At 64.1% G+C, this 20574-nt stretch carries 19 protein-coding genes and 1 tRNA gene; 4 read left to right on the top strand and 16 right to left on the bottom strand.

All coding sequences use genetic code 11. From position 1 onward, the window contains the following. Window position 1: 1 nt before the first annotated feature. From DSM104443_RS05970 to DSM104443_RS05960, 3 genes are all read right to left on the bottom strand, one after another. Window positions 2–1501 carry a DUF7125 family protein gene (locus DSM104443_RS05970; protein ID WP_171090390.1) on the bottom strand — a complete coding sequence of 500 codons (1500 nt, stop codon included), beginning with the start codon at window positions 1499–1501 and terminating at the stop codon, window positions 2–4. A 184-nt stretch (window positions 1502–1685) separates the two neighbouring features. After that, the gene (locus DSM104443_RS05965; protein WP_171090388.1) at window positions 1686–1961 is read right to left on the bottom strand and encodes a hypothetical protein; all 276 of its coding nucleotides are present in this window, start codon (window positions 1959–1961) and stop codon (window positions 1686–1688) included. Window positions 1962–2124: 163 nt separating this feature from the next. Beyond that, window positions 2125–2928 carry an AraC family transcriptional regulator gene (locus DSM104443_RS05960; protein WP_171090386.1) on the bottom strand — a complete coding sequence of 268 codons (804 nt, stop codon included), beginning with the start codon at window positions 2926–2928 and terminating at the stop codon, window positions 2125–2127. Window positions 2929–2981: 53 nt separating this feature from the next. On the opposite strand from DSM104443_RS05960, the gene DSM104443_RS05955 reads away from it, so the two are divergent. From DSM104443_RS05955 to DSM104443_RS05940, 4 genes are all read left to right on the top strand, one after another. Next, entirely contained in the window at window positions 2982–4163 is a 1182-nt protein-coding gene (locus tag DSM104443_RS05955; RefSeq protein ID WP_212756983.1) for an MFS transporter, read from the top strand. Between the two features lie 184 nt (window positions 4164–4347). Further along, on the top strand, window positions 4348–5133 hold the full coding sequence (locus DSM104443_RS05950) for a hypothetical protein (RefSeq protein WP_171090382.1): 786 nt from the start codon (window positions 4348–4350) through the stop codon (window positions 5131–5133). Between the two features lie 346 nt (window positions 5134–5479). Beyond that, window positions 5480–7117, top strand: coding sequence for an HsdM family class I SAM-dependent methyltransferase (locus tag DSM104443_RS05945; protein WP_212756981.1), 1638 nt, complete (start codon window positions 5480–5482; stop codon window positions 7115–7117). Between the two features lie 5 nt (window positions 7118–7122). Continuing rightward, window positions 7123–7941, top strand: a complete 819-nt coding sequence (locus DSM104443_RS05940) for a hypothetical protein (RefSeq protein WP_212756979.1) — start codon at window positions 7123–7125, stop codon at window positions 7939–7941. Here DSM104443_RS05940 and DSM104443_RS05935 read toward each other — a convergent pair. The 13 genes from DSM104443_RS05935 to DSM104443_RS05875 all read right to left on the bottom strand — a co-directional run bounded on the left by DSM104443_RS05935 (window position 7933) and on the right by DSM104443_RS05875 (window position 20542). Further along, window positions 7933–8133: a hypothetical protein gene (locus DSM104443_RS05935; protein ID WP_171090378.1), complete on the bottom strand. Its 201-nt coding sequence runs from the start codon at window positions 8131–8133 to the stop codon at window positions 7933–7935. The genes DSM104443_RS05940 and DSM104443_RS05935 overlap by 9 nt on opposite strands. Before the next feature lie 360 nt (window positions 8134–8493). After that, window positions 8494–8694, bottom strand: a complete 201-nt coding sequence (locus tag DSM104443_RS05930) for a hypothetical protein (RefSeq protein ID WP_171090376.1) — start codon at window positions 8692–8694, stop codon at window positions 8494–8496. 44 nt (window positions 8695–8738) lie between these two features. Further along, window positions 8739–8927: a hypothetical protein gene (locus DSM104443_RS05925; RefSeq protein WP_171090374.1), complete on the bottom strand. Its 189-nt coding sequence runs from the start codon at window positions 8925–8927 to the stop codon at window positions 8739–8741. Between the two features lie 44 nt (window positions 8928–8971). Further along, window positions 8972–9523 (bottom strand): hypothetical protein, encoded by a 552-nt coding sequence (locus DSM104443_RS05920; protein WP_171090372.1) that lies wholly within the window; start codon window positions 9521–9523, stop codon window positions 8972–8974. Between the two features lie 17 nt (window positions 9524–9540). Continuing rightward, on the bottom strand, window positions 9541–9810 hold the full coding sequence (locus tag DSM104443_RS05915) for a hypothetical protein (RefSeq protein WP_171090370.1): 270 nt from the start codon (window positions 9808–9810) through the stop codon (window positions 9541–9543). Then, on the bottom strand, window positions 9807–10550 hold the full coding sequence (locus tag DSM104443_RS05910; RefSeq protein WP_171090368.1) for a hypothetical protein: 744 nt from the start codon (window positions 10548–10550) through the stop codon (window positions 9807–9809). Before DSM104443_RS05910 ends, DSM104443_RS05915 begins: the two co-directional genes overlap by 4 nt. A gap of 14 nt (window positions 10551–10564) precedes the next feature. Next, window positions 10565–11110 carry a P27 family phage terminase small subunit gene (locus tag DSM104443_RS05905; protein ID WP_171090366.1) on the bottom strand — a complete coding sequence of 182 codons (546 nt, stop codon included), beginning with the start codon at window positions 11108–11110 and terminating at the stop codon, window positions 10565–10567. A 370-nt stretch (window positions 11111–11480) separates the two neighbouring features. Continuing rightward, the gene (locus tag DSM104443_RS05900; RefSeq protein WP_171090365.1) at window positions 11481–12602 is read right to left on the bottom strand and encodes an AAA family ATPase; all 1122 of its coding nucleotides are present in this window, start codon (window positions 12600–12602) and stop codon (window positions 11481–11483) included. 1009 nt (window positions 12603–13611) lie between these two features. Next, window positions 13612–14832, bottom strand: a complete 1221-nt coding sequence (locus tag DSM104443_RS05895; RefSeq protein WP_171090364.1) for a tyrosine-type recombinase/integrase — start codon at window positions 14830–14832, stop codon at window positions 13612–13614. A gap of 157 nt (window positions 14833–14989) precedes the next feature. Beyond that, a tRNA-Ser gene (locus tag DSM104443_RS05890) sits at window positions 14990–15083 on the bottom strand. 30 nt (window positions 15084–15113) lie between these two features. Next, on the bottom strand, window positions 15114–17093 hold the full coding sequence (locus tag DSM104443_RS05885; RefSeq protein ID WP_171090363.1) for an AsmA family protein: 1980 nt from the start codon (window positions 17091–17093) through the stop codon (window positions 15114–15116). Between the two features lie 108 nt (window positions 17094–17201). Further along, window positions 17202–19286, bottom strand: coding sequence for a prolyl oligopeptidase family serine peptidase (locus DSM104443_RS05880; protein ID WP_212756977.1), 2085 nt, complete (start codon window positions 19284–19286; stop codon window positions 17202–17204). After that, window positions 19283–20542, bottom strand: coding sequence for an aspartate kinase (locus DSM104443_RS05875; RefSeq protein ID WP_171090362.1), 1260 nt, complete (start codon window positions 20540–20542; stop codon window positions 19283–19285). Before DSM104443_RS05875 ends, DSM104443_RS05880 begins: the two co-directional genes overlap by 4 nt. Window positions 20543–20574: the final 32 nt, after the last annotated feature.

Genomic DNA, 20574 nt, shown 5'->3' with positions numbered 1-20574 from the left:
TTCAAGGACGCGATCTCATGAGCGAAGCACTCTGCCCGTCGTAGACCGGCACGCCGGTCAGCACGCCGCGGAACTGGCGCAGCGGCTCGCCCACGCGGATGCCGCCCGCGTCGAGGCTGAACTCGCTCACCGTGCGCTCGTGCGCGCCGCCGCGCTTCTTCATGATGGAGATGGCCTGGCGCACCTCGCCCGCGTTCTCGAAGTAGCGCAGCAACATCACCGTGTCCGCGAGATAGCTCGTGTCGATCGGCGAGGTCATGTGGCCGATCAGCCCTTGCTGCACGCTCACCAGCAGCGTGGCCACGCCCTTCTGCGCAAGCCACGTGAGCAGCTCATGAAGCTGCAGCAGCAGGAACTTTTCCTCCGGCATCGCGTGGAGGTAGCCGTTGAGGCTGTCGATCGTGATGACGCGCGCGCCCTCGTTGGCGGAGCGCACGACGCGATGGATGAACTCGCCCGGCGAGAGCTCGGCCGGATCGATCTGGTGGACGCGCAGCTGGCCGTTGTCGAGGTACTTGTCGAACTGCATGCCGAGGCCTTCGGCGCGAGCGGCGAGCGTCGCGAGGCTCTCGTCGAAGGCGAAGATGTCGGCGCGCTCGCCGCGCTCGCAGGCCGCGATCGAGAACTGCGCGGAGAGCGTGGACTTGCCCGATCCCGCCGCGCCGATGATGAGCGTGCTCGTGCCGCGCTCGAGGCCGCCGCCCAGCAGGCGATCGAGCTCGGCGACACCGCTCTCCAGCGCTCCGTGCGGCCGGCGTCCGCGCGTCTCGGCGGCCACCAGGCGCGGGAACACGACCAAGCCGCCCTGGACGATGTTGAAGTCGTGGAAGCCGGACAGGAAGCGCATGCCGCGGTACTTCTGTACTTGCATGCGGCGGCGGTGGGCTCCGTAGTTCGCGGGAAGCTGCTCCAGGCGGATCACGCCGTGCGCGATGCTCTGGATCTGCATGTCGAAGAGCTGGTCGTCGAGGATCAGCACCGTGCAATGCCGCCCGGAGAAGAAGCGCTTCAAGGCGAGGAGCTGGCGGCGGAACTGCAGCGGGCCGTCGGCCAGCAGGCGCAACTCCGAGAGCGAATCGACGATGACGCGCGTGGCGCCGAGGCGCTCGACCTCGTCCAGGATCTTGCGGAAGGCCGCGGCCAGCTCGACGTCGGAGGGATGGAAGACCGTGTACTGCGAGGCCCCATCGATGAGATCGTCCGCCGCGATGACTTCGAGCGTGTTGATGCCCGAGTGATCCCAGCCGTGGGCGTGGGCGATCGACCGCAGCTCTTCCTCGCTCTCGGAGAGTGTCACGTAGAGCGTCTTCTCGCCGGCGCGCACGCCCGCGAGGAGGAATTGCATGGCGAGCGTCGTCTTGCCGGCGCCGGGGGTGCCTTCCAGCAGGTAGACGCGGTCGGGTGTGAGGCCGCCGCCCAGCACCGTGTCGAGGCCGGGAACGCCGGTCTCCAGCAAGCGCGGGGCTTCTTTCGCGGGAGCCTTGGTGACTTCTTTTTGCATGGCCGTGGTTGGAAGTAGTTTCGTGGCGCTTGTAAACGTATCAAGCGGGTGGAGCGGATTACATCGGAACTGTCCTACAAGGCGGAAAGCCGACCGGCCTTTGAACGCTCGGACACTTCCTACGGGAGGGGACGCAATAAAAAGGGGCCGGCAGGCGCCGGCCCCTCGTGCACAACGTGCTGGACTAGCGGCTCTTCGACGAGTCGCGGTTCTGGTCGGACGAGTCCCGTTCGCCAGCCTGGCCCGCCTGGCCTTTGCCACTGCCGGGCGTCTGGTTCGGGTTCTTGCCGTCGGAGCCCTGCCCGCCCTGGCCGCGGTCGCCCTGCTGGCCCGGGTTGCGCTGCGGGGATTGCTGCTGCTGGTCGCGATCCTTCTGGTTCTGGTTGCTGCCCTGCTGGTTGCCCTGGTTGCTGCCCTGGTTACCTTGCTGGTTGCCCTGGTTACCGTGGTTCTGACCCATGAGGAATCTCCTGATGTTTAGTGAGAACGGCAAGGAGACTCTCCGCAACCGCCGTGCCAGCCGGTTACGGGTTCCTAGGGACGCGCAAGCCGTTTCCCCGGGGCAGCGATTGCGCGAATACGTGGAAGTGTTTGCAAAGACAATTCCACGCAGGTTTGGAATTTCATTCCGCGAGCATGGCGAGGGGCGACGTGCCCATCAGCCGGCGAAACATCTTCGCGAATGCACCGGGGCTCGAATAGCCGAGCTCGAGCGCGACGCGCGTGACGCCGAGGCCTTCGTCGAACAGTGCGAACGCTTTCAGCAATCGCGCTTGCTGCTGCCAGCGCCCGAAGCTCAATCCGGTTTCGATCGGGAAGAGCCTGATGACACTACGTTCGCTGAGGCCCACCTCGTGTCCCCGCTCCGCGATGGACGCTGTGGATGCGAGATCCGTTAGAAGTCGATCGCACAAACGAGCGAGCCGCGGATCGCCCGGCATGCGAAGTCCCAGCGGGCGCGGTGTGAGCGAGACCACTTCATCCACGATGAGCTGCATCAAGCGGCCGTCCCGGCTGCGCTCGTCGTAGAGCGGTGGGATGTCCATCGCGCTCACGACGAGCTCGCGCAGCAACGGAGGCATGAAGAGCACCTGGCATTCCCTGGGCGCGCCTCGCACTCGCCGCGGCTCGAAGTAGAGCGAGCGCATCTCCACGGCGCTATCCATGTGGACGCCATGCTCGACGCCGCTGGGCATCCAGAGCGCGTGGCTCGCGGGTACGGTCCACATCGATCCCGCCGCGCGAACCGTCATCACGCCTTGCACCGCGAAGATGAGTTGCGCGCGAGGATGGCTGTGCGGCGCGATGTCGTGAGACTTCGGATACGACGTCGCGAGCGCGGAGACGGGGCGCGGCACGCGGTTGGCCACGACGTGGTCCGTGTTGGCTCCGGGCGCCCTGCGAAGCGTTGGCGGTTTTGGACGCATGATTGGCATTCTAGGGCAAGACGGCCATGCCCTGCCCGGGCGATGATGTCTCCATGCACAACACCCCTACCCGCGTCCTGCTCAACGTCGGCCACGCGATCGACCACATGTTCCTGCTGATCTTCGCCACGGCCGTGACGACGATCGCCCTCGAGTTCGGCCTCACGCGCTGGGAAGACCTCATGCCGTACAGCGCCGCCGCATTCCTCTTCTTCGGGCTGGGCGCGCTTCCGGCGGGCAAGCTCGGCGACCACTGGGGACGGCGCTCGATGATGATTCTCTTCTTCATGGGCATGGGTGCCTCGGCGATGCTGGTCGCCGTCACGCAATCGCCGTTGCAGTTGGCGCTCGCGCTGGCGCTGCTCGGCTGCTTCGCGTCCATCTACCACCCGGTAGGCATCCCGATGCTGCTGCAGGGCTCGACCAAGCCCGGCTGGACCATCGGCGTGAACGGTTTCGCGGGCAACATTGGCGTGGCGCTCGCTGCCGTGATCACGGGCTACCTCGTGAAGCACTTCGGATGGCGGCTCGCGTTCGCCGTGCCGGGCGTGCTGAGCCTCGCCTGCGGCATCGCGTTCGCGATGGTCTCCACCGTGGAATCGGCGCCGCCCGCCAAGCGGAAGGCCACGCAGGTTGAGTTACCGACGCGCCTGCTCGCCCGCGTGTTCCTGGTGATGACGCTCGCGGCCACGGCCGGCAGCCTGCTCTTCAATTTCTCGACCAACGGGAACTACGAGCTTTTGCACGAGCGCTTTGCTGACATCTCGCGCGATCCGGCGTTGCTGGGCGTGCTGCTCGCGGTCGTTTATGCAGTGGCGTCCATCGCGCAGCTGGTCGTCGGCCGGCTCATCGACCGCTTCGCGCTGAAGCCGCTCTACCTCACGGTGCTGCTGCTGCAGATTCCGTTCCTGCTCTTCGCCGCGCACGCCGAGAGTTGGACGCTCTACGTAATGCAGGCGCTCTTCATGACGGCGATCTTCGGCGCCATCCCCTTCACCGACGCGATGATCGTGCGCTACGTGGACGACCGCATGCGTTCTCGCGTGGCGGGAATGCGTCTCGCGGTGTCGCTAGGTGCGAGCTCCGTCGCGGTGTGGCTGTTGGGACCGCTCGTGAAGCAGTCGGGCTTCGCCACGCTGCTGTGGGTGATGGCCGGGATCGCGTTCATCACCTTCCTCGTCGTCACGCAGCTCCCGGATACGCGGACGCTGGAAACGGAAAAGCCAGCCGTTTGAAGGGCTGGCTTTCGCGGGAATCCTGGCGGAGAGAGAGGGATTCGAACTGACAGAGTGTACACATGGGGCGAATAGCCCTTTTTTTCGTTTTGATGCAAACGCCGTGCAAACACGACGCTGCCGTAAGCTATCTCATGCGCCTTGAGTACCCAAGGCGGCGGGCTCGCTCACGGGAGAGCACAACATGACCCCTGAAAAAGTAGATTTTCTCAAGTTCCTTGGCGGCGAAGAACAGAATCTGCTTACGTCGTTTACGAATCTCCGGAGGGAGTTCGACCTCCTGTCGCACTTGGACGGGCTATGGCAAGGCGCGGCGGACCTTATCGACGTGCCGGAAAAGGAACAGGCCGTGCCCGCGCTGTTCCTATATGTTCACTTTCACTTGTACGTTTCGGCCGCAGCCCTCATGCGCGGCCATCTCTCCGAAGCTCTCGCCTCGACGAGGAAGGCTATTGACGCGACTTTCGCTGCTTACGAAATGATCCTAGACCCTAAGCAGATTGAGTTATATGAAAAACGTGACGGCCACTTCCAATTCATTAAGACCCACATTGCGAAGGCAAGGAAAGCCGACGCGAATCGCTATCCATTGGCGAAAGCACTCCTAGAGCAACACGAGGTTTGCTCGCAGTTCGGTTCGCACGCAGACGTTAGCTCTTTCGTCCATCGAATTGAAATGAAGCCGACGGATAAGCCGAACAAGAGCCAACTATTCTTTCACTACTTTCAGATCCCGCGCGATGCTGACCAGTATCACTACTACTTCGTCGAACTTTTGATCGCCTACTACCACATGCTCCAAGTATTCCGGCCAATGGTCGTGAAGCTTGCAGTTGGCCTAGATGAGAAGTCGTGGGAACAGGGAATCGCCGCGCTCGAAAAGGCACTAGGAAAGGAAGTGGCCGCCGCCGAGGCATACTTCGCGAAGATGCAAGGCCCCAACAATCCAGAGGAAGAAGTGCCCGCGTAAGCCAGTTAGTGTCGGCGGCTCGGCTCAAGTCCCAACCGTGCAAGGAATCGAACCCACGCCATGTGTCGCCGGTAGCGCGACCGTGCGAGGCGGCCACGAAGGGGAATGCGAGGGGGCGGGAAGTGCATGGGCGCGAGCGTCGCCCATTTCCACGGGGGCTCGCAATCGAAAATCCGAAGTCGCGAGAGGGCGATTACGCCGAGCGAGCGTGGATAACCCGCCCTAGATCGCCACGGCCGAGAGGCTTTTCCACAATCGACCGCCCGAGACGCTCTCCGGAACCCGCGCCGGTAAGATGGCCCCGAGCCAATCCGGGTTCTGGAAATCTGCTGTCATAATGCCGCCCATGCTTGAGATCGCCCACGAAAATACCCCCGAGCGCAAGGCGAGGGGCGCATTTTTCACTCCGGCGCCACTCGCAAAATTCATCGCCGACTGGGCCATCCGAGCGCCGTCCGACTCCGTCTTGGAGCCGAGTTGCGGCGAGGCGGCTTTCATGTCGGCGGCGGCAATCCGCCTCCGCGAACTCGGAGCCGCCGCGCCCGTCGTATCGGGCGTAGACATCCATGCGGAGTCCGTTCGCGTCGCGGCGGAGTTGCTCCGACAGCATGGGGCGGTACCGAATCTTTACGTTGGCGATTTCTTCGCGCAAGCGCCGGAGCCTAAATTTGGCGCCGTGATCGGAAATCCGCCCTACGTCCGATACCAACAATTTAGCGGCGAGGCGAGAACGGCGGCACTTGAAGCCGCGCTCCGCCAAGGCGTGCGACTTACGGGACTTGCAAGTTCGTGGGCGGCGTTCACAGTTCATGCGGCCGCGTTCCTCGCGCCGGGCGGGCGCCTCGGGCTCGTGCTTCCGGCAGAGCTACTCTCGGTCAACTATGCCGCCGAGATTCGGCGCTTCCTCCTCAAGAGATTTCGGAGCGTTCGGCTCGTCCTTTTCGAGCAACTCATTTTCCCGGGCGTATTGGAGGATGTCGTACTGCTACTCGCCGAGGGCGAGGGCGGCGCCGATCGCTTTGAGGTTTTCCAAGCGCGAAACGCCGACGACCTTGCATCAATTGCGAACAAGGCGTGGACCGGCTACCTACCCAAGGGCAACGAGAAATGGACTCAAGCGCTCATCTCCGGCGCCTCGTTGGAAGCATACGAGAAGGTCACGCTTTCCAATGACTTCGAAGTCATGTTGGACTGGGGCGAGACTTACCTTGGCGCGGTCACGGGAAATAATGACTACTTCACGCTCACACGGGCGCGGGCGCAATCGTTGAAACTGCCCCCTTCCGAACTCGTGAGGATTTCGCCGCCAGGTTCGCAGCATCATCGCGGACTTGTGTTCACGGAAGCGGGCTGGGAGGCGCTCGCGCGTGCGGGCAAGGCTTGCTACTTGTTTGCCCCGAAAGACGAACTGTCGGCCGGCGCAAGGCGTCTCGTAGCGAGCGGCGAAAAGACGAAGGTTGACGACGCGTATAAGTGCCGGATGCGTTCGCCGTGGTTTAAGGTTCCGCTCGTCAAGCGCCCCGACCTCATTTTCACGTACATGAATCATGATCGCCCGCGACTACTCACGAATGCGGCGAATGTTCACGTGCTGAACAGTTTGTACGGCGTGAGTCTCGCGGCAAAGCGCCGAGAAATCGGTAGGGAACTACTGCCGATTGCGATGCTGAATAGCGCCTCGCTCCTCGGCGCCGAAATCGTCGGCCGCTCGTACGGAGGCGGCATGTTAAAGCACGAGCCAAAGGAAGTGGACAAGCTTCCGATGCCGTCGCTCGCGCTCCTCAAGGCCGCAAAAAAGCGCCTTACGCTGCTCGCGCCGCAAGTCGCGGCATATCTGCGCCAAGCGGATATTGCCCCCGCCGTCGAAATCATCGACCGCGTCCTCTTTACCGACATATTGGGCTACAAGGCCGACGAGGTCGCTGCGCTTCGTGCCGCTCGGGAACATCTCATGCAACGTAGGTACTCACGCGCGAAAGGCTAAGAACAATGGCGCGAATCCTCGAACTGCTAGAGGAGGCTTTGAAAACCCTTGGTCCAAAGCCTCCGGATTCCGCCAAGCCCGCCGTTAAGAAGGCGTATAGCGAGAACATTTCGCGTGTCGTCTCGCTCGCCGTTGCCCAAGAGCTTCGCCATCGAGGTTTGGAGGAGGCACGTCCCGCGGGCGCCGACGAACTCGGCGACTCCGGCGCAGAGCGCCGAATGGCGGGCGGGTTGGGCGCGAAGAAAGTTGATGTTACGTGGGCGACTGCCGAAGCCGGACTCTTGTTGGGAATCTCGATCAAGACCATTAATTTTCGAGATGCTACGACTAAGAACTTCCAGAAAAATCTAGTGAATCGGCGCGGCGATATGTTGATGGAAGCGGTAACTCTCCATCGTCGTTTCCCATACGCCGTGCTCGTGGCGTTTTTTTTCCTCGACAAGGACGCCGCCAAGGATGAGACGCCGCAACGGCGATCAACCTTCGTGAATGCTCATCATCGTCTTAAGTTGTTTACGGGGCGTGATGATCCGGCGGACCGCGACGAACAGTTCGAACGGTTCTACCTCCTCCTCCTCGGCGCGTCGCCGACAGAGGTTTCGATTCAAGCAACGCTCGTTGGCAAACCCGACGAGCCGGTCGACCTTGAAGACGCGATGGACGATGTATTAAAGCTCGTCGCCGAACGCAATCCCGACTTCTACGAATTCAACAAGGGCAAGCTCCGAAAAGCTGGCGTAGAGCGCGCCCCCAAGGCCAGCAAGAAATCGGGGAAGGCATCGCCGCCCGTTGTTTCCGACGACGACGACGACGAGTCAGTCTGAGCGGTCGGTATCCGTTGATGGCCCGTGGCGGCCGTCTACATCTCTCGGGACCCATCCCGGCCCGACGATGCGCCCGCCTCGCGCCTCGATGTCGGCCTTCTTCGCTTTCCAACGCGCCCGGACCCATCGTCGCTTGATGGGATCGAAGTAGTCGAACGGGAAAATCGCCTTCGGGTTGTCGTCGTCGTTCATGGGCGAGAGCTTGCCTCATGCTCGACGCGATAACGCGACACACTCGAAATTGTGGATAACGCGTTCGCCCCTTGCGTAGCGCGTCGGCCTATCTCTTGTTAAGTGACGCTTACGCCGTGTTAAGTCTGGCGTTTGCGTATGCTGTTGATACCGTCCGGCGCAATGGTTCCGATTGCCTTTGCTGTCCGGCGGCGGTAGGCCGTTGGGGCTTCGGCTCCGGACAGTCCTATTGAAACCCCGTCGTTTTGCGGGGTTGCCTTACTCGCCGACTGGTTGACGAACAACGCCACTACGACACGAGGCAAGGCATGGCGAGGAATCGGGCATCGGCCGGGAGGGGAAACCCTTCCGGAGTGATGCTCACAGTTTCCCGAACCAGTTCGGCCCCCAGCCCGATACGCCGATGGCGGCGGCGGCGGCATCGGGCGACCATCCGCGCCGCACGAGCGACTCCTCGTTAAAAACTTGGTTCGTGATTGAGCCATAGCGCGGCGGCAACTCCGGTCCGAGTTCGTTCGGCGCGCACGAGACAGGCTCGAAGCGATGCACGACGGCGGGCATGCGCCCGCCATCGGGCGGAATCTGGGCGAGGAGCGGAGGTTGCCTTACCAAGTGCGGGCGGCGGCTTCCAATTTTTCTCGCGTGAGCCCGGCGGCTCCGATACTGCCGTCCGGGCGCAACAAGTCGTACTGGTCCGACGCAACGCGGTTCCTCGCGATGATGTAACCCGCACGCTTCGCCGCCTCGAAAATTTCGGGGGCAAACTCGGGTTGCGAATTCGGTTGCTCAATCATGGGAATCTCCTTGGGTCTGTAAGTGACACGGATAACGCGCTTGCTCATGCGATGAGCCTTTGCCGCGTGGCGGCCGTGCAAACGCTCGCGGGTAAGTGTTGGGTTACGGCTGCTCGCGCCTTGTGGAGCATTCGAACCGCGAGTCGTCCCGTGCATATCGCGTCGAGCGGTAGCATCGGCTCGTGCGCGAGATACGCGTCGCTCGTAAAAACTCGATTCAACTCGATGCACGAGTCAACCGACAACCGAGCCCGCCAGTAGTGGGCCGAGCACGCCGCGACGAATTGGTCGATGGCTCCGAGGCGCGACGCTTTTTCGATGTCCGACTCCGACAGGAAGTCGTCGAGCCGCCCCTCGGCGATGGCCTCGCCAATATCCTTCGGCCCGAGATGGAATCCCATTGGGCCGCAAGCCGCCCATGCGACGAGGGAGGCGCGGTCGATGCTTGCGCGGAGCGGCTCGGGCAACGCGAGCACGCATTCCCCGTCGCCCGCCGGTTGCTTCGCGGTCAAGGTAATGAGCACGCGAACGTCACGGATGTTCGGGAGTTGGCACAGGAACGCTTGTCCCGCGACCGCGTGCAGTAGCTCATGCATGGCCGTCGGATGCGGTCTCATGGCATGCGCTCCGAATCGAGCGAGGTAAGCCACGGCGGCGAGCCGCCCCGCTCCTCGATGAGCCGCGATTTTTCGTAAGCGGCTACGTGAACGAACGAACGCAAGTCGCGAAGCGTCTCCTCGATACCCAGCTCGTCGATAGTGAGTCGCAGTTCGTGCGAACGGTCCGCGCGCCGTAGCTCGGAGCGCATCTCGTCTCGGAGCTTGTCGAACATCTCACGTACGACCAAGCCCAATGCTTCTAGCGTTGCTTTGTCGGCGCTCATGCGGCGTTCTCCTCGTGTTCCATTTCGACGATTGCGCGAACGCGGGCGGCGATGTCCTGGCCTACGCGCTCGCCCTCCGCGTGACGTTCCATATTGCGGATAGGTTCGAGCCGTCGTAGTACGTCGATGGCGTGCGCGGCATTGCGCGCGGGCGTGGCCTCGTCGGCTCGTGGGTCGCCGACCGGCCCGTAGCAAAGGCGCGGGTCGAGTTCGCGGGGCAAGAGTCCGGCGCGACGCATCGCGCGAACAACGAGCCCCACGTCGTCGCACTTCTGCACGGCGCGCGGGAGATGCCATCCGACGACTTGCCCCGCTCCGATGATCCGACTCCATGCGCTCTTGTTGGCCGCGTCCAATCGGGCGATGCCGAGTGCCAGTTCGCCGCGAAACTCGCTCACGTCCGGCGTCTCGAATTCCGGCGCGACGCCGTGCACGGCTTGCAAGGCTCGGCGAAGGTAGCGGGCCGCTCGTATTGCCTCGTGGTCGCCGTCGAATTCTTCGCCGTCGAAGGCGCGCCGGATGTTCTGGAGTACGTCGAGCATGCGGTCGCTTCCGCGCGCGGCGCGAATCGCGTCGGCGAGCACGTCACAAACGGCGACGCTCGATGCCGTGAGTTTCTCGGGGTCGTGCTCCTCGGCGAGTGCGGCGGCGCGTTCGCGAGCATCCTTCGCGAGACGTTCGACGAGCCCGGGCGAGGCCGTGCGCGTTTGCGTGGGAAAGACGACGTGTAGTGCTCTCATGGTTTCGCTCCTCGTTAACGTCCCGACCAAGCCCGGACCATTCGCAAAGCCGTTTGCGAGATTTGGCCGGGAGCCTTTTTCTCTGCCGCCCATTCGTCGTGGCCCGCGAGCAAGTCGCCGCCGGGACCCGCGAACGTGCGGTCAATCGTTCTCGCCACGTCTTCGCGTTGCTTGCCGACGTGGATTTGCCGAGCCGTGCCGAAATTGGGGCGCGTCAGCCCGAGGTCGCTTACGAGGCGACGTTCGCGACGGGTCAACGCGGCGAGGGCGGCGATAGCCGGGTTCGCTTTCTTGGAGCCGCTCGCGCCCTTGATCGTGGGTCCCTCGCGGTCGAGGCGCTTTGCCATCGTGCGAGCGCGGGTACGTAACGCCGCGAGTTCGGCGACCGCCCCGACATCGCCCGGGCCGAGGCGCTCGGCGTGCTCTTCCCAGATTCGACCGAACGCGGTCCGCACGGTCGCCGGAAGGCCCTTGGGGGGCGCGGGGAAACGCGAGGGATGCGTCGATGCCTTCGCGACCTTGCGCGGCTTCTGAGCCTTCGTGGGCGTTTTGCGCGGCATGGCTACCTCCGAAAGACGGGACGGCCGCGAATTCTCACAACGGGAGGACTCGTAAACTGAGAAAGGCGGGCGAGCCCCGCTCTCGGAAACTTTCGTTTTTGCTCATTGGGTACCGCCCCGGCCGTACTCCGCCCCGTCGTCGTCGGCTTCCGCCGCGCCGCGAGTAGCGCGGAGGCTTCCAGCCGTAGCGCGTTGTGATTCGGACACGCGTTGCGTTTCGGACGCGTCCGAACTACGCCTTGTATTACGTAGTAATAGGGGGGCATCACGTTTCGGACGCTTGCCGAAAACGGTTTCGGACATTTCTCGGACGAATCTCGGACGGCGGTTCGGACGCCTTTCGGACAAGATTCGGACGCGTTTCGGACTGTCATGGGACTCCCTCGACGGGGGCAACGTGGACACGGTCGATTACGATTAGGCGACGCTCGACCAAGTCGTTTAGAAGTTCGTGGAAACGCCGCCGGTCGATGCCTCGGCGTGCGAGGTCGGCCTTCCAACCGTCAATGAGAATGCAAGCCTTGGTCGGGTCGTCGCCGCGCTCCTGTAGGTTCTTGCGGGCGGCCGTAAGTAGGGTCCGCAAAGCGCGCATGGCCGTCTCTTGATTCTTTCCCATGCCCACGGCGCGCGGCGTGCGAGGCGGCGCGGGACCGTTCAGGCGGTCGAGTACGACGCTCGTTAGTTCCTCGCCCTCCTCGTCGAACCATCCGAGAGCGACCTTGCGCCACGCGAAGGCGAGCGGCTCGGGGCGCTCGTCGTCTTTCAACTTGAGCCATTCGAGTTCGACGACCTTGGATACGTCGTCGTAGGTCGCACGTATGCGAATGTCGGCCGCGCCCACGAGTGCGTAGCTCCCGCGCTCGCGTTCCGATTGACCGTGGCCCACGTGATGCACGAGGAGCACGGCAGCGCCAGGACTTGCATTGCGCGCGTTGTTTATCGCGACTTGCATATCGGTCGCGTGGTTCTCGTCTCCCGCGCCGAAATTCGCCGCGAGCGTGTCGATTACGACCAAGCCCACGGGCGCGCCGTAGAAGCGCTCGACCTCGGCGACCGTCGCGCGAAGTTCGCCCGGCTTCGACATGAGGTCGGCGGGGGCGGTCGTCACGTGGACCCACGGCGGCTCGCTCTCATCGGTATAGCCACGGTCGAGAAGCCACGCGCGAAGGCGCTTGCGTATCCCGGCGTGACCCTCGCCCGCCACGTAGAGCACGGGAACGCGGCGCACTTTGAAGCCGTGGAACGGATGTCCCGTGCCCGCGCACATGGCGAAGTCAATCGCGAAAACGCTCTTGAAGTGCGCCGATGGAGCGAAAAGAACCGTGATCTGTCCCGGCGCGAGAAAATTTTTCACGAGAGAGGGGCTCGCGACGAGTTCGCCCCAGACCTCCGATACGGGGAAACACGACAACGGCCGGACCCACGAGGGTTTCGCGACCGTGACGGTCGTTCGTGCGTTCGGCGTTGCGAACGGCGGGTCGGGAGCGTTCATCGCTTCGGGCGGCACGTGTCCAAGGCTCGAAGAATCCGACCGGACGCCTCGCGAAGTCGCTCTCGTGCCGATGGCGAAAGCGGCTTGTCGTTCGCCATCTGCGCCGCGCAAATGACGGCGAGCATTAGGTCGGTTTCGAGCGTTCGCGCCAATTCGCTCAGAGGATGCGGAGTGCGACTCGAATTGCTCGACGAACGCTCGGGCTCGTACAGATTTGAAAATCGCAGCCCGGCCGCTTCGAGAACCTCCGAGGTCTTACAGCCCGCTCTACAGAGGCAAAGCGTGGTTCCGTTGTCGAGCCCGAGAATCGAAACCGACGGCCGCTTGTCGTCGTGATCCGGATTCGGGCAAGGCGCGACGAACCTGTCGCGTCCGACTGCTCGCGCTCCGACAAAGTGGGCGACTACTTCGGCCGTCGTCACGTTTCGGCGTCAACGGTTGCGGCCATAACGGCCGCTCCGATGCATGGCGGGAAAGAGGAGGAGTGTTCCATCGACGCGCGAGGCGCGATGCATGCCGCCCATCCTCGACAAGTTGACGACCCCGACGCCGTTACGGAGTCTCGTGGCGCGCCGCAAGGCGCGCGCGCTCATGAGCTTTCCGAATGGGGCACGCCCGCTCATCTGCGCTTGGGGAGCGGCGCTCCGCTACGAATCCAGCCTCGGAAACTTGCGAGATTGACGAGCCTCGGCGCGTTGGGCGCGCCGTCCATCTTCACGGACTCGAAGCAACCTCCGGCAGCAATCGCCCGGTAGATCGTCGGCTCAGACAATCCCGAGATAAGGGCGCAGTCCGCCGGTCTAACCCACTCAGCTTCAACGCCGACGCGGCGGGTCCGCCGTGCACTCGCGCGAACGTCTTGCATCTGATCGCTCCAACGCAAATCCGAGGCGACCAGATTGCTCTATCGTGACAAGGGGCTGTCAACGCCCGAACTCGCGCTAACGCCGGCCTACGCTCTGCAAGCAGTCGTCAACGCCTAGCAGCAATCGATTCTGACGAAAAAAACTCAGGCCGACGCTACGGTATGCGCCCAATAGGCGGCGAGCTTGCGGCGCTCGTCCACAAGTTGCGCCCGGTTGTACGCGCGCTCGACGGCCGTTCCGACGATGTGTGCGAGATGCAATTCGACGACTTCGCGGCGATGCTTGCCGGATTCGTTCGCTTGCGTCGAGAACAATGCGCGGAAGCCGTGCCCCGTCATGCGCCCCGCGAATCCGGCGGCGGCGAGCGTGACAAGCGCGGCATTCTCGGAAGCGTGCCGGTCTATCCGCGTCGGATGCGGAAACACGTAGCGACAGCGCGCGGGCACGCGCTCACGTTGAGCCTCAAGCAAAGCGACGACCTCGGGCGCAAGGTACGCAACGTGTTTGCGGCGAGCCTTCATGCGCGCCGCCGGAATCGTCCACGTCTTCGCCTCGAAATCGAATTCGTCCCACGTCGCGGCGCGTGCCTCGCCCGTGCGGCACGCCATCATGGCGACAAAGAGCGTCAGCGTTTTCGCGGTCGTATCGGAAGGGAGCGCGCGAATAGCGCGCATCAGCGCGGGAAACTCTCGCGGTTCCACGCAAGGGAAATGCTCGCGCGGTTTCTGGCGTAGTGCTCCCTTGAGCCGCTTCCCGAATTCCTTTCGTGCCGATGCGGCGGCGTTGTATTCGGCGTACTCATGCGCGACGGCGTATTCGAGAACGCTTCCGATGCGTTGGAATGCGCGACGGGCGGTTTCAGGCTTTGAGAGTATCGGCACGAGAGCGTCCAGCACGTCGGCGGGCTTCAACGTCTCGACGGGACGGTCGCCGGCGCGCGGGTACACGTGGTCGCGAAGACATTGCACGACTTGCGCGTGATGGCGCGGCGTCCACGACTCGGCGTTCGACTTAATCCACTTCCCGGCGACTGCCTCGAAAGTGTTTTCCTCTTGCCGCTCGATTTCGGAAACTCGGCGCGCCTCGTCGTCGGCCGCGATGCGACGTTGCTTTGCCGGATTCAACCCCTCGGCACGAAGCCCCTTGAGCCGGTCGCGCTCACGGCGAGCGTCGGCCAGCCCGAAAGGCTTTGGATACCGCCCGATTGTGTGACCGACGACGCGCGCGCCGTCCCGATAGAAGAATCGCCACGTCTTCGAGCCGCCCGCCGCCACGACGAGGAACAGCCCGCCTCCGTCGGACAGCCGATACGCCGTCTCTTTCGTGGGCGCATTGCGACACGCCGCCTCCGATAACCCCTTCATTCCCGCCCGTCTCCCGTGCAAACAATGTGACGCCGGGCGCGTTTAGTGCAAACGCCATGCAAACAGAACCCGGACAGGATGGGATTCTACCGGATCGGACTGGAGGGGGCTTTTCAGAGGAGAAACGCCCGCGCGGGGCGGGCGTTCATTCGCATCTTGGCGGAGAGAGAGGGATTCGAACCCTCGATACAGGTTTAAGCCCGTATAACGCCTTAGCAGGGCGCCACCTTCGGCCACTCGGTCATCTCTCCGGTGGCCGGTATTTTACCACTGCTCACCCCTCAGCCCGGCGCCTTCTTCACGCTATCCGGAGCGCGGGCTTCGGCCGGGCCCTTCTTCACGGCCCCGGCGGCGCGCGCGTCGGCGAGCACCTTGCCGCAATCCGAGTCCTTGCCCGGTCCCGTTTCCACGAACGCGAGCGCAGCCAGCGGCGGCGCCACGGCAGCGAGCGCACCGGCCGCTACCACGCGAGCCACGAGCGGCCCGGGCTTGGGGCTCACTTTCGGATGCTTGAAGCTGCCCTGGACGATGATGGGCGAGCGCATCGCGAAGATGCTCGGATCCTTCGGTTCGGGCCGCGCGAGAAGGTCGATTTTCTCGGTGCCGAGGTTCACGCTCCCCTGCACCTTCACGACCGTGTCGGTCGTATCCACAACGAAATTCTCCGGCTCGGCACGGCCATCCTCGATCTTGAAGGTGCCGGCGGCGCACCGCAGGCCGACTTGCGAGTTCTTCGTGCCCAGCACGACCAGCGCCTCGCCGAAGTCCAGCCCGAGCAGCTCGACAAGAAGCGAGCTCACGCGGCCGCCATCCACGGCCACGGCGAGCTGGCCGTCGGCCGTCGCAAGGAGGTCACCCACCGACTCGCCCTGCCCCGCGAGCTTCCCGTGCCCGTAGAGCGTGCCCAGTGCGGCCTTCATCGTCTCCGAGGTCGGGAATAGCTTCGAGAGCTGAAGGCCCTGCGCGTCGATGTCGATGCTGCCCTGCGAGGGCTTCTTCCTCGCATCGACGTTGATCGCGGAAGCGACCTTCCCCCCCGCGAAGCCGAAATTGAACGGGTCGAGCTTCATCACCGAGTCCTTCAGCACGAGGTGCGTGGTGAAGCCCTCGAACGCTAGCTGCTTGGGACGGCGAAGCTGCTTCGCGGTGAGGCGCACATCGGCATCCATGTCCTTCCAGCGCGTGGTCTGGAACGACATGCGCGGCAGCACGCGATCGACGGCGCGGTGCTCAGCGGCCTGCGCCACCTGCTCGGGTGACGCGGTCTGTCCCGGGCCCGTCTTCGGCGGCGTGCCGACCACGGTGCCCAGATCGTCGAGATCCAGCACCTTCGACGTGAGGTTGGCCTCCAGCAGCGGACGCGGCTTGCCCTTGGTGTACTTGATCGTGCCCTGCAGGTCGCTGTCACCCACGTGGCCGTCGAATCCCTCGAACACCCAGCGCTCTTCCGCGCGATCGAGATGGCCGGCGAGCTTGAAGGGAGGCGTGTTGGGCAGGTTCACGCCGAAGATCTTGTCGAGGTCGTTCAGCGTCTGCCCGGCGATCGTGAACTTGAAGTCCATGTGGTTCAGGTCCGGCGCGATGGTGCCGTCGACCGTCATGTCGGTGCGGCCCACGCGCGCCTTGCCGACCAGCGGGATGGGCTTGCGGAACACCGGCTCCAGGTGGGCGATGCGCCCCTCGCCCGTCGTGGCCTGTTCCTTGAATGTGCCCTTCATGGTCCAGTTCACGTCGTCCTTCTCGCCCAGTGCCCCGGAAACCTTGAAGTCCAGCGCCGTCTTCTGGTCGACGTAGCGGTAGCCGACGTCGCCGTCCGCCATGAAGACGCGGCCGATGTGCGCTCGGCTGGGCTTCCGCTGTCCGTCGCCGAAGCGCCAGGTGCGCTGCTCGCCCTTGCGCTCGATGCCGAGGGCGGCGGCGCGCGCGCCTATGTACGGGAACTCGAAGTAGCCGTGGAGCAGCGGCGGCATCTCGAGCTGCGCGTAGACCGTCTCGGCGTTGATGAAGTCCTTGCGTTCCGCCCACTCCGGATTGGAGATCCGCAGCTTCGTCACGTTGAAACCAACGGGCCAGCCGAGATCGACGTCGATGTCGCCCAACTCGACCTCGCGGTGGATCATGGCGCCCCAGCGACTGGCCACGAACTGCGATCCGCTGGGCGACTCGATGAAGAGGACGACGCCCGCCACGAACACCACCGGCAGGAGGATGACGATGGCGGCGGCGATGAGAATCCGGCGGAGGGTGAAGAAGGAGCGCATCTCACTCTGATGCGCTCCGTGGCTGAGACGTTCCTCTCCCGCGAAACTTCTGACCTACGCGCCCTGCGACGTAGGACACACCGCCGGGCGCGTGTCAGCGGAAACGGGCTAGAACAGCTCGCGCGTGAAGAACGTGTACACGAGCGACCACGTGTAGGCCTGCTGGGTCGGGTTCGTGCCCGCCGCGTGGCCGCCTTCCATGTACTCGAAGTACGAGATCCCCTCGTGCCCCTGCTCCCTCATCTTGGCGACCATCTTGCGAGCGTGGCCCGGATGCACCCGGTCGTCGCGCGTGGAGGTGGTGAAGAGGATGTGCGGGTACTTCACGCCCTTCGCGACCTTCTGGTACGGCGAGTACTGCGAGATGAACGCCCAGTCCTTCGGGTCATCCGGGTTGCCGTACTCGCCCATCCAGGAGGCGCCGGCCAGCAGCTTGTTGAAGCGCTTCATGTCGAGGAGCGGCACGCTGCACACGACCGCGTTGAAGAGCTCCGGGCGCTGCGTGAAGGCGGCACCCACGAGAAGCCCACCCTGGCTGCCGCCCATGATCCCCAGGCGGCGCGGCGAGGTGATCTTGCGCGCGATCAAGTCCTCCGCGACGGCGATGAAATCGTCGTGCGTCTTGTAGCGCCCTTCGCGGCGCGCCGTGAGGTTCCACGCGGGGCCGAACTCGCCGCCGCCGCGCAGGTTGGAGAGCACCCACACGCCGCCCTTCTCGAGCCAGGCGGAGCCGATGGTGCCGCTGTAGCTGGGCGTCATCGAGATCTCGAAGCCGCCGTAGCCATAGAGGATGGTCGGGTTGGAGCCGTCCAGCTTCGCGTCCTCGCGCATCACCACGAAGTACGGGACCTTGGTGCCGTCCTTCGAGGTCGCCTCGTACTGGAGGACCTTCAGGCCCTTGGCGTCGTACTGCGCCGGCAGCGCCTTCAGCTTCTCCAGCTTGTCCGAGGTGGCGTTGCCGAGATACAGCGCGTTGGGCTCGAGGAAGCCCGCGGCGCTCAGCCAGTAGTCGTCGGAGAGGTCGTGCTCGACCGCCGCGATCGTGAGCGAGGAGTTCTGCGGCGCAGGCACCTCGCGCACCTTCCACTCGAGCCCCTTGCGCTCGGCGACGAGCAAACGGCCCTTCACGTTGTCCAGCACGTCCATCACGATCGAGGTGTTGGTGATCGCGTAGGCCTGCAGCGACACGCGCTCCTTGGGCTCGAACACCACCTCGAACGAGCGGCCGCCCGACTGGAAACGGCGCAGCGGCATCGTGAGGAGCGAGCCCGCCTTGAAGGTCTTGCCACCCGTCGTCCAGTCCGTGCGCAGGCGCGTGGCGATGATGTTGTTGGCGATCGTGGTTTCGGAATCGTTCGGCACGTCGAGGCGGCGCCACACATCCCCGGGCATCCGGTAGTACGTCTCGGCCGTGCGCACGCCGATGCGGCGCTCGTAGATCTCGTGGCGCAGGTACTTGTCGATCGTGACCTTGGGGAAGACGCCGACGTCCGTCTCCTTGCCCTCGAAGATCACCTTCGCCGAGGCGAGCGGAGTGCCGCGGTGCCACTCCTTCAGGATGCGCGGGTAGCCGGACTGCGTGAGCGAGCCGGGGCCGAAATCGCGCGAAACGTAGATGTCGTTCGGGCCGCGCCAGGCGACGCCGCCCTTCGACTCGGACATCTCGAAGCCGCCCTTCACGAACGACTTGGAGACGAGGTCGAACTCGCGGATCACGACGGCGTCCGCTCCGGCGCGCGAGAGCGACAGCAGGCAGCGCTCGTACTGCGGCGCGAGGCAGTCGGTCGCCTTCAGCACCCACTTCTCGTTCTCGTCGGCGGAGAGCTTGCCGAGATCCAGCACGGTTTCCCACGCGGGTTCGGGCTTGCGGTATTCCTCGAGCGTGGTGCGGCGCCAGACACCGCGCGGGTTGGCCGCGTCCTGCCAGAGGTTGTAGTAGTACGGGCCCAGCTTCTTCACGCCGGGGATACGTTCACGCGCGTTGTAAACAGCGAGCAGCCGATCGTGCAGCGCCTTGAACTCGGGCCGCGCCTCGAGGGCGGAGGTGGTCTCGGCGTTGCGCTCCTTGGCCCAGGCGATGGGCTTCTCGCCCGTCACTTCCTCGAGCCAGAGGTACGGGTCGACAGGGTCGGCGGAAATGGCAGGGAGGGAAGCGGACAAGGCGAGGAGTGCGGCGATCAGGGGACGCATCATGGCTTCATGGTCTCTTGCGTGGGTTCCTTGTCGAGCTCGAAAGCCTTGTGCAGGACGCGCACCGCGAGCTCCATGTACTTCTCGTCGACGACGACGGAGGTCTTGATCTCCGAGGTCGAGATCATCTGGATGTTGACGCGTTCCTCGGCCAGCACCCGGAACATCTTGGCGGCCACGCCCGCGTGCGTGCGCATGCCGATGCCCACGAGCGAGACCTTGGCGATCTTGTCGTCGCCGACTACGCCGCGCGCTCCGATCTCGGGCTTCACCTTGCTCTGGAGGATCTCCATGGCGCGCTTGTACTCCGCGCGGTGCACGGTGAAGGAGAAGTCGGTGTGGCCCTCGAGCGAGGCGTTCTGGATGATCACGTCCACGTCGATGTTGGCGTCGGCGATCGGGCCGAGGATCGAATAGGCGACACCGGGCTTGTCCGGCACGCCCAGCACGGTGATCTTGGCCTCGTCGCGGTTGAACGCGATGCCGGAGATGATGGCTTGTTCCATGGTTTCGTCTTCCTCGAACGTGATCAGCGTGCCCATGTCGGTGGAGTTCACGTCCGTGAAGGACGAGAGCACGCGAAGTTTCACCTTGTACTTGCCCGCGAATTCAACCGAGCGGATCTGAAGCACCTTGGACCCGAGGGAAGCCAGCTCCAGCATCTCCTCGAAGGTGATGGTGGCCAGGCGCCGGGCGTCGGGCTCGATGCGCGGGTCGGTGGTGTAGACGCCGTCGACGTCCGTGTAGATCTGGCACTCGTCGGCCTTCAACGCGGCAGCGAGCGCTACACCCGTTGTGTCCGAACCGCCGCGGCCGAGCGTGGTGATGTTGCCCGCGGCATCCATGCCCTGGAAGCCGGCGACGACGACCACGTAGCCCTCGGCGAGATCCTTGCGGATGTTGGCATCGTCGATCGACAGGATGCGCGCCTTGGTGAACGCGTCGTCGGTGAGGATCTTCACCTGGAAGCCGGTGTACGAGCGCGCCTTCACGCCCGCGTTCATGAGCGCGATCGACAGCAGGCCGATCGAGACTTGCTCGCCGGTGGATGCGATGACGTCCAGCTCTCGCGGGCTGGGATCGGGATGGAGCTCCTTCGCGAGGCCGAGGAGGCGATTGGTCTCGCCCGCCATGGCCGAGGGAACCACCACGACTTGATGGCCTTCTTTCACGAATCGCGCGACGCGCTTTGCGACCTCGCGGATCCGCTCGGGCGAACCCATCGAGGTGCCGCCGTACTTCTGGACGATCAGGGACACAGGCTTGAACCGGGCAAAAGGGCGTATTTTAT

The organism is Usitatibacter rugosus (assembly GCF_013003965.1).
GTDB classification, from domain to species: domain Bacteria; phylum Pseudomonadota; class Gammaproteobacteria; order Burkholderiales; family Usitatibacteraceae; genus Usitatibacter; species Usitatibacter rugosus.
Note: the sequence above shows the minus strand (reverse complement) of the source record. Positions and strands in the feature narration are given on the sequence as shown.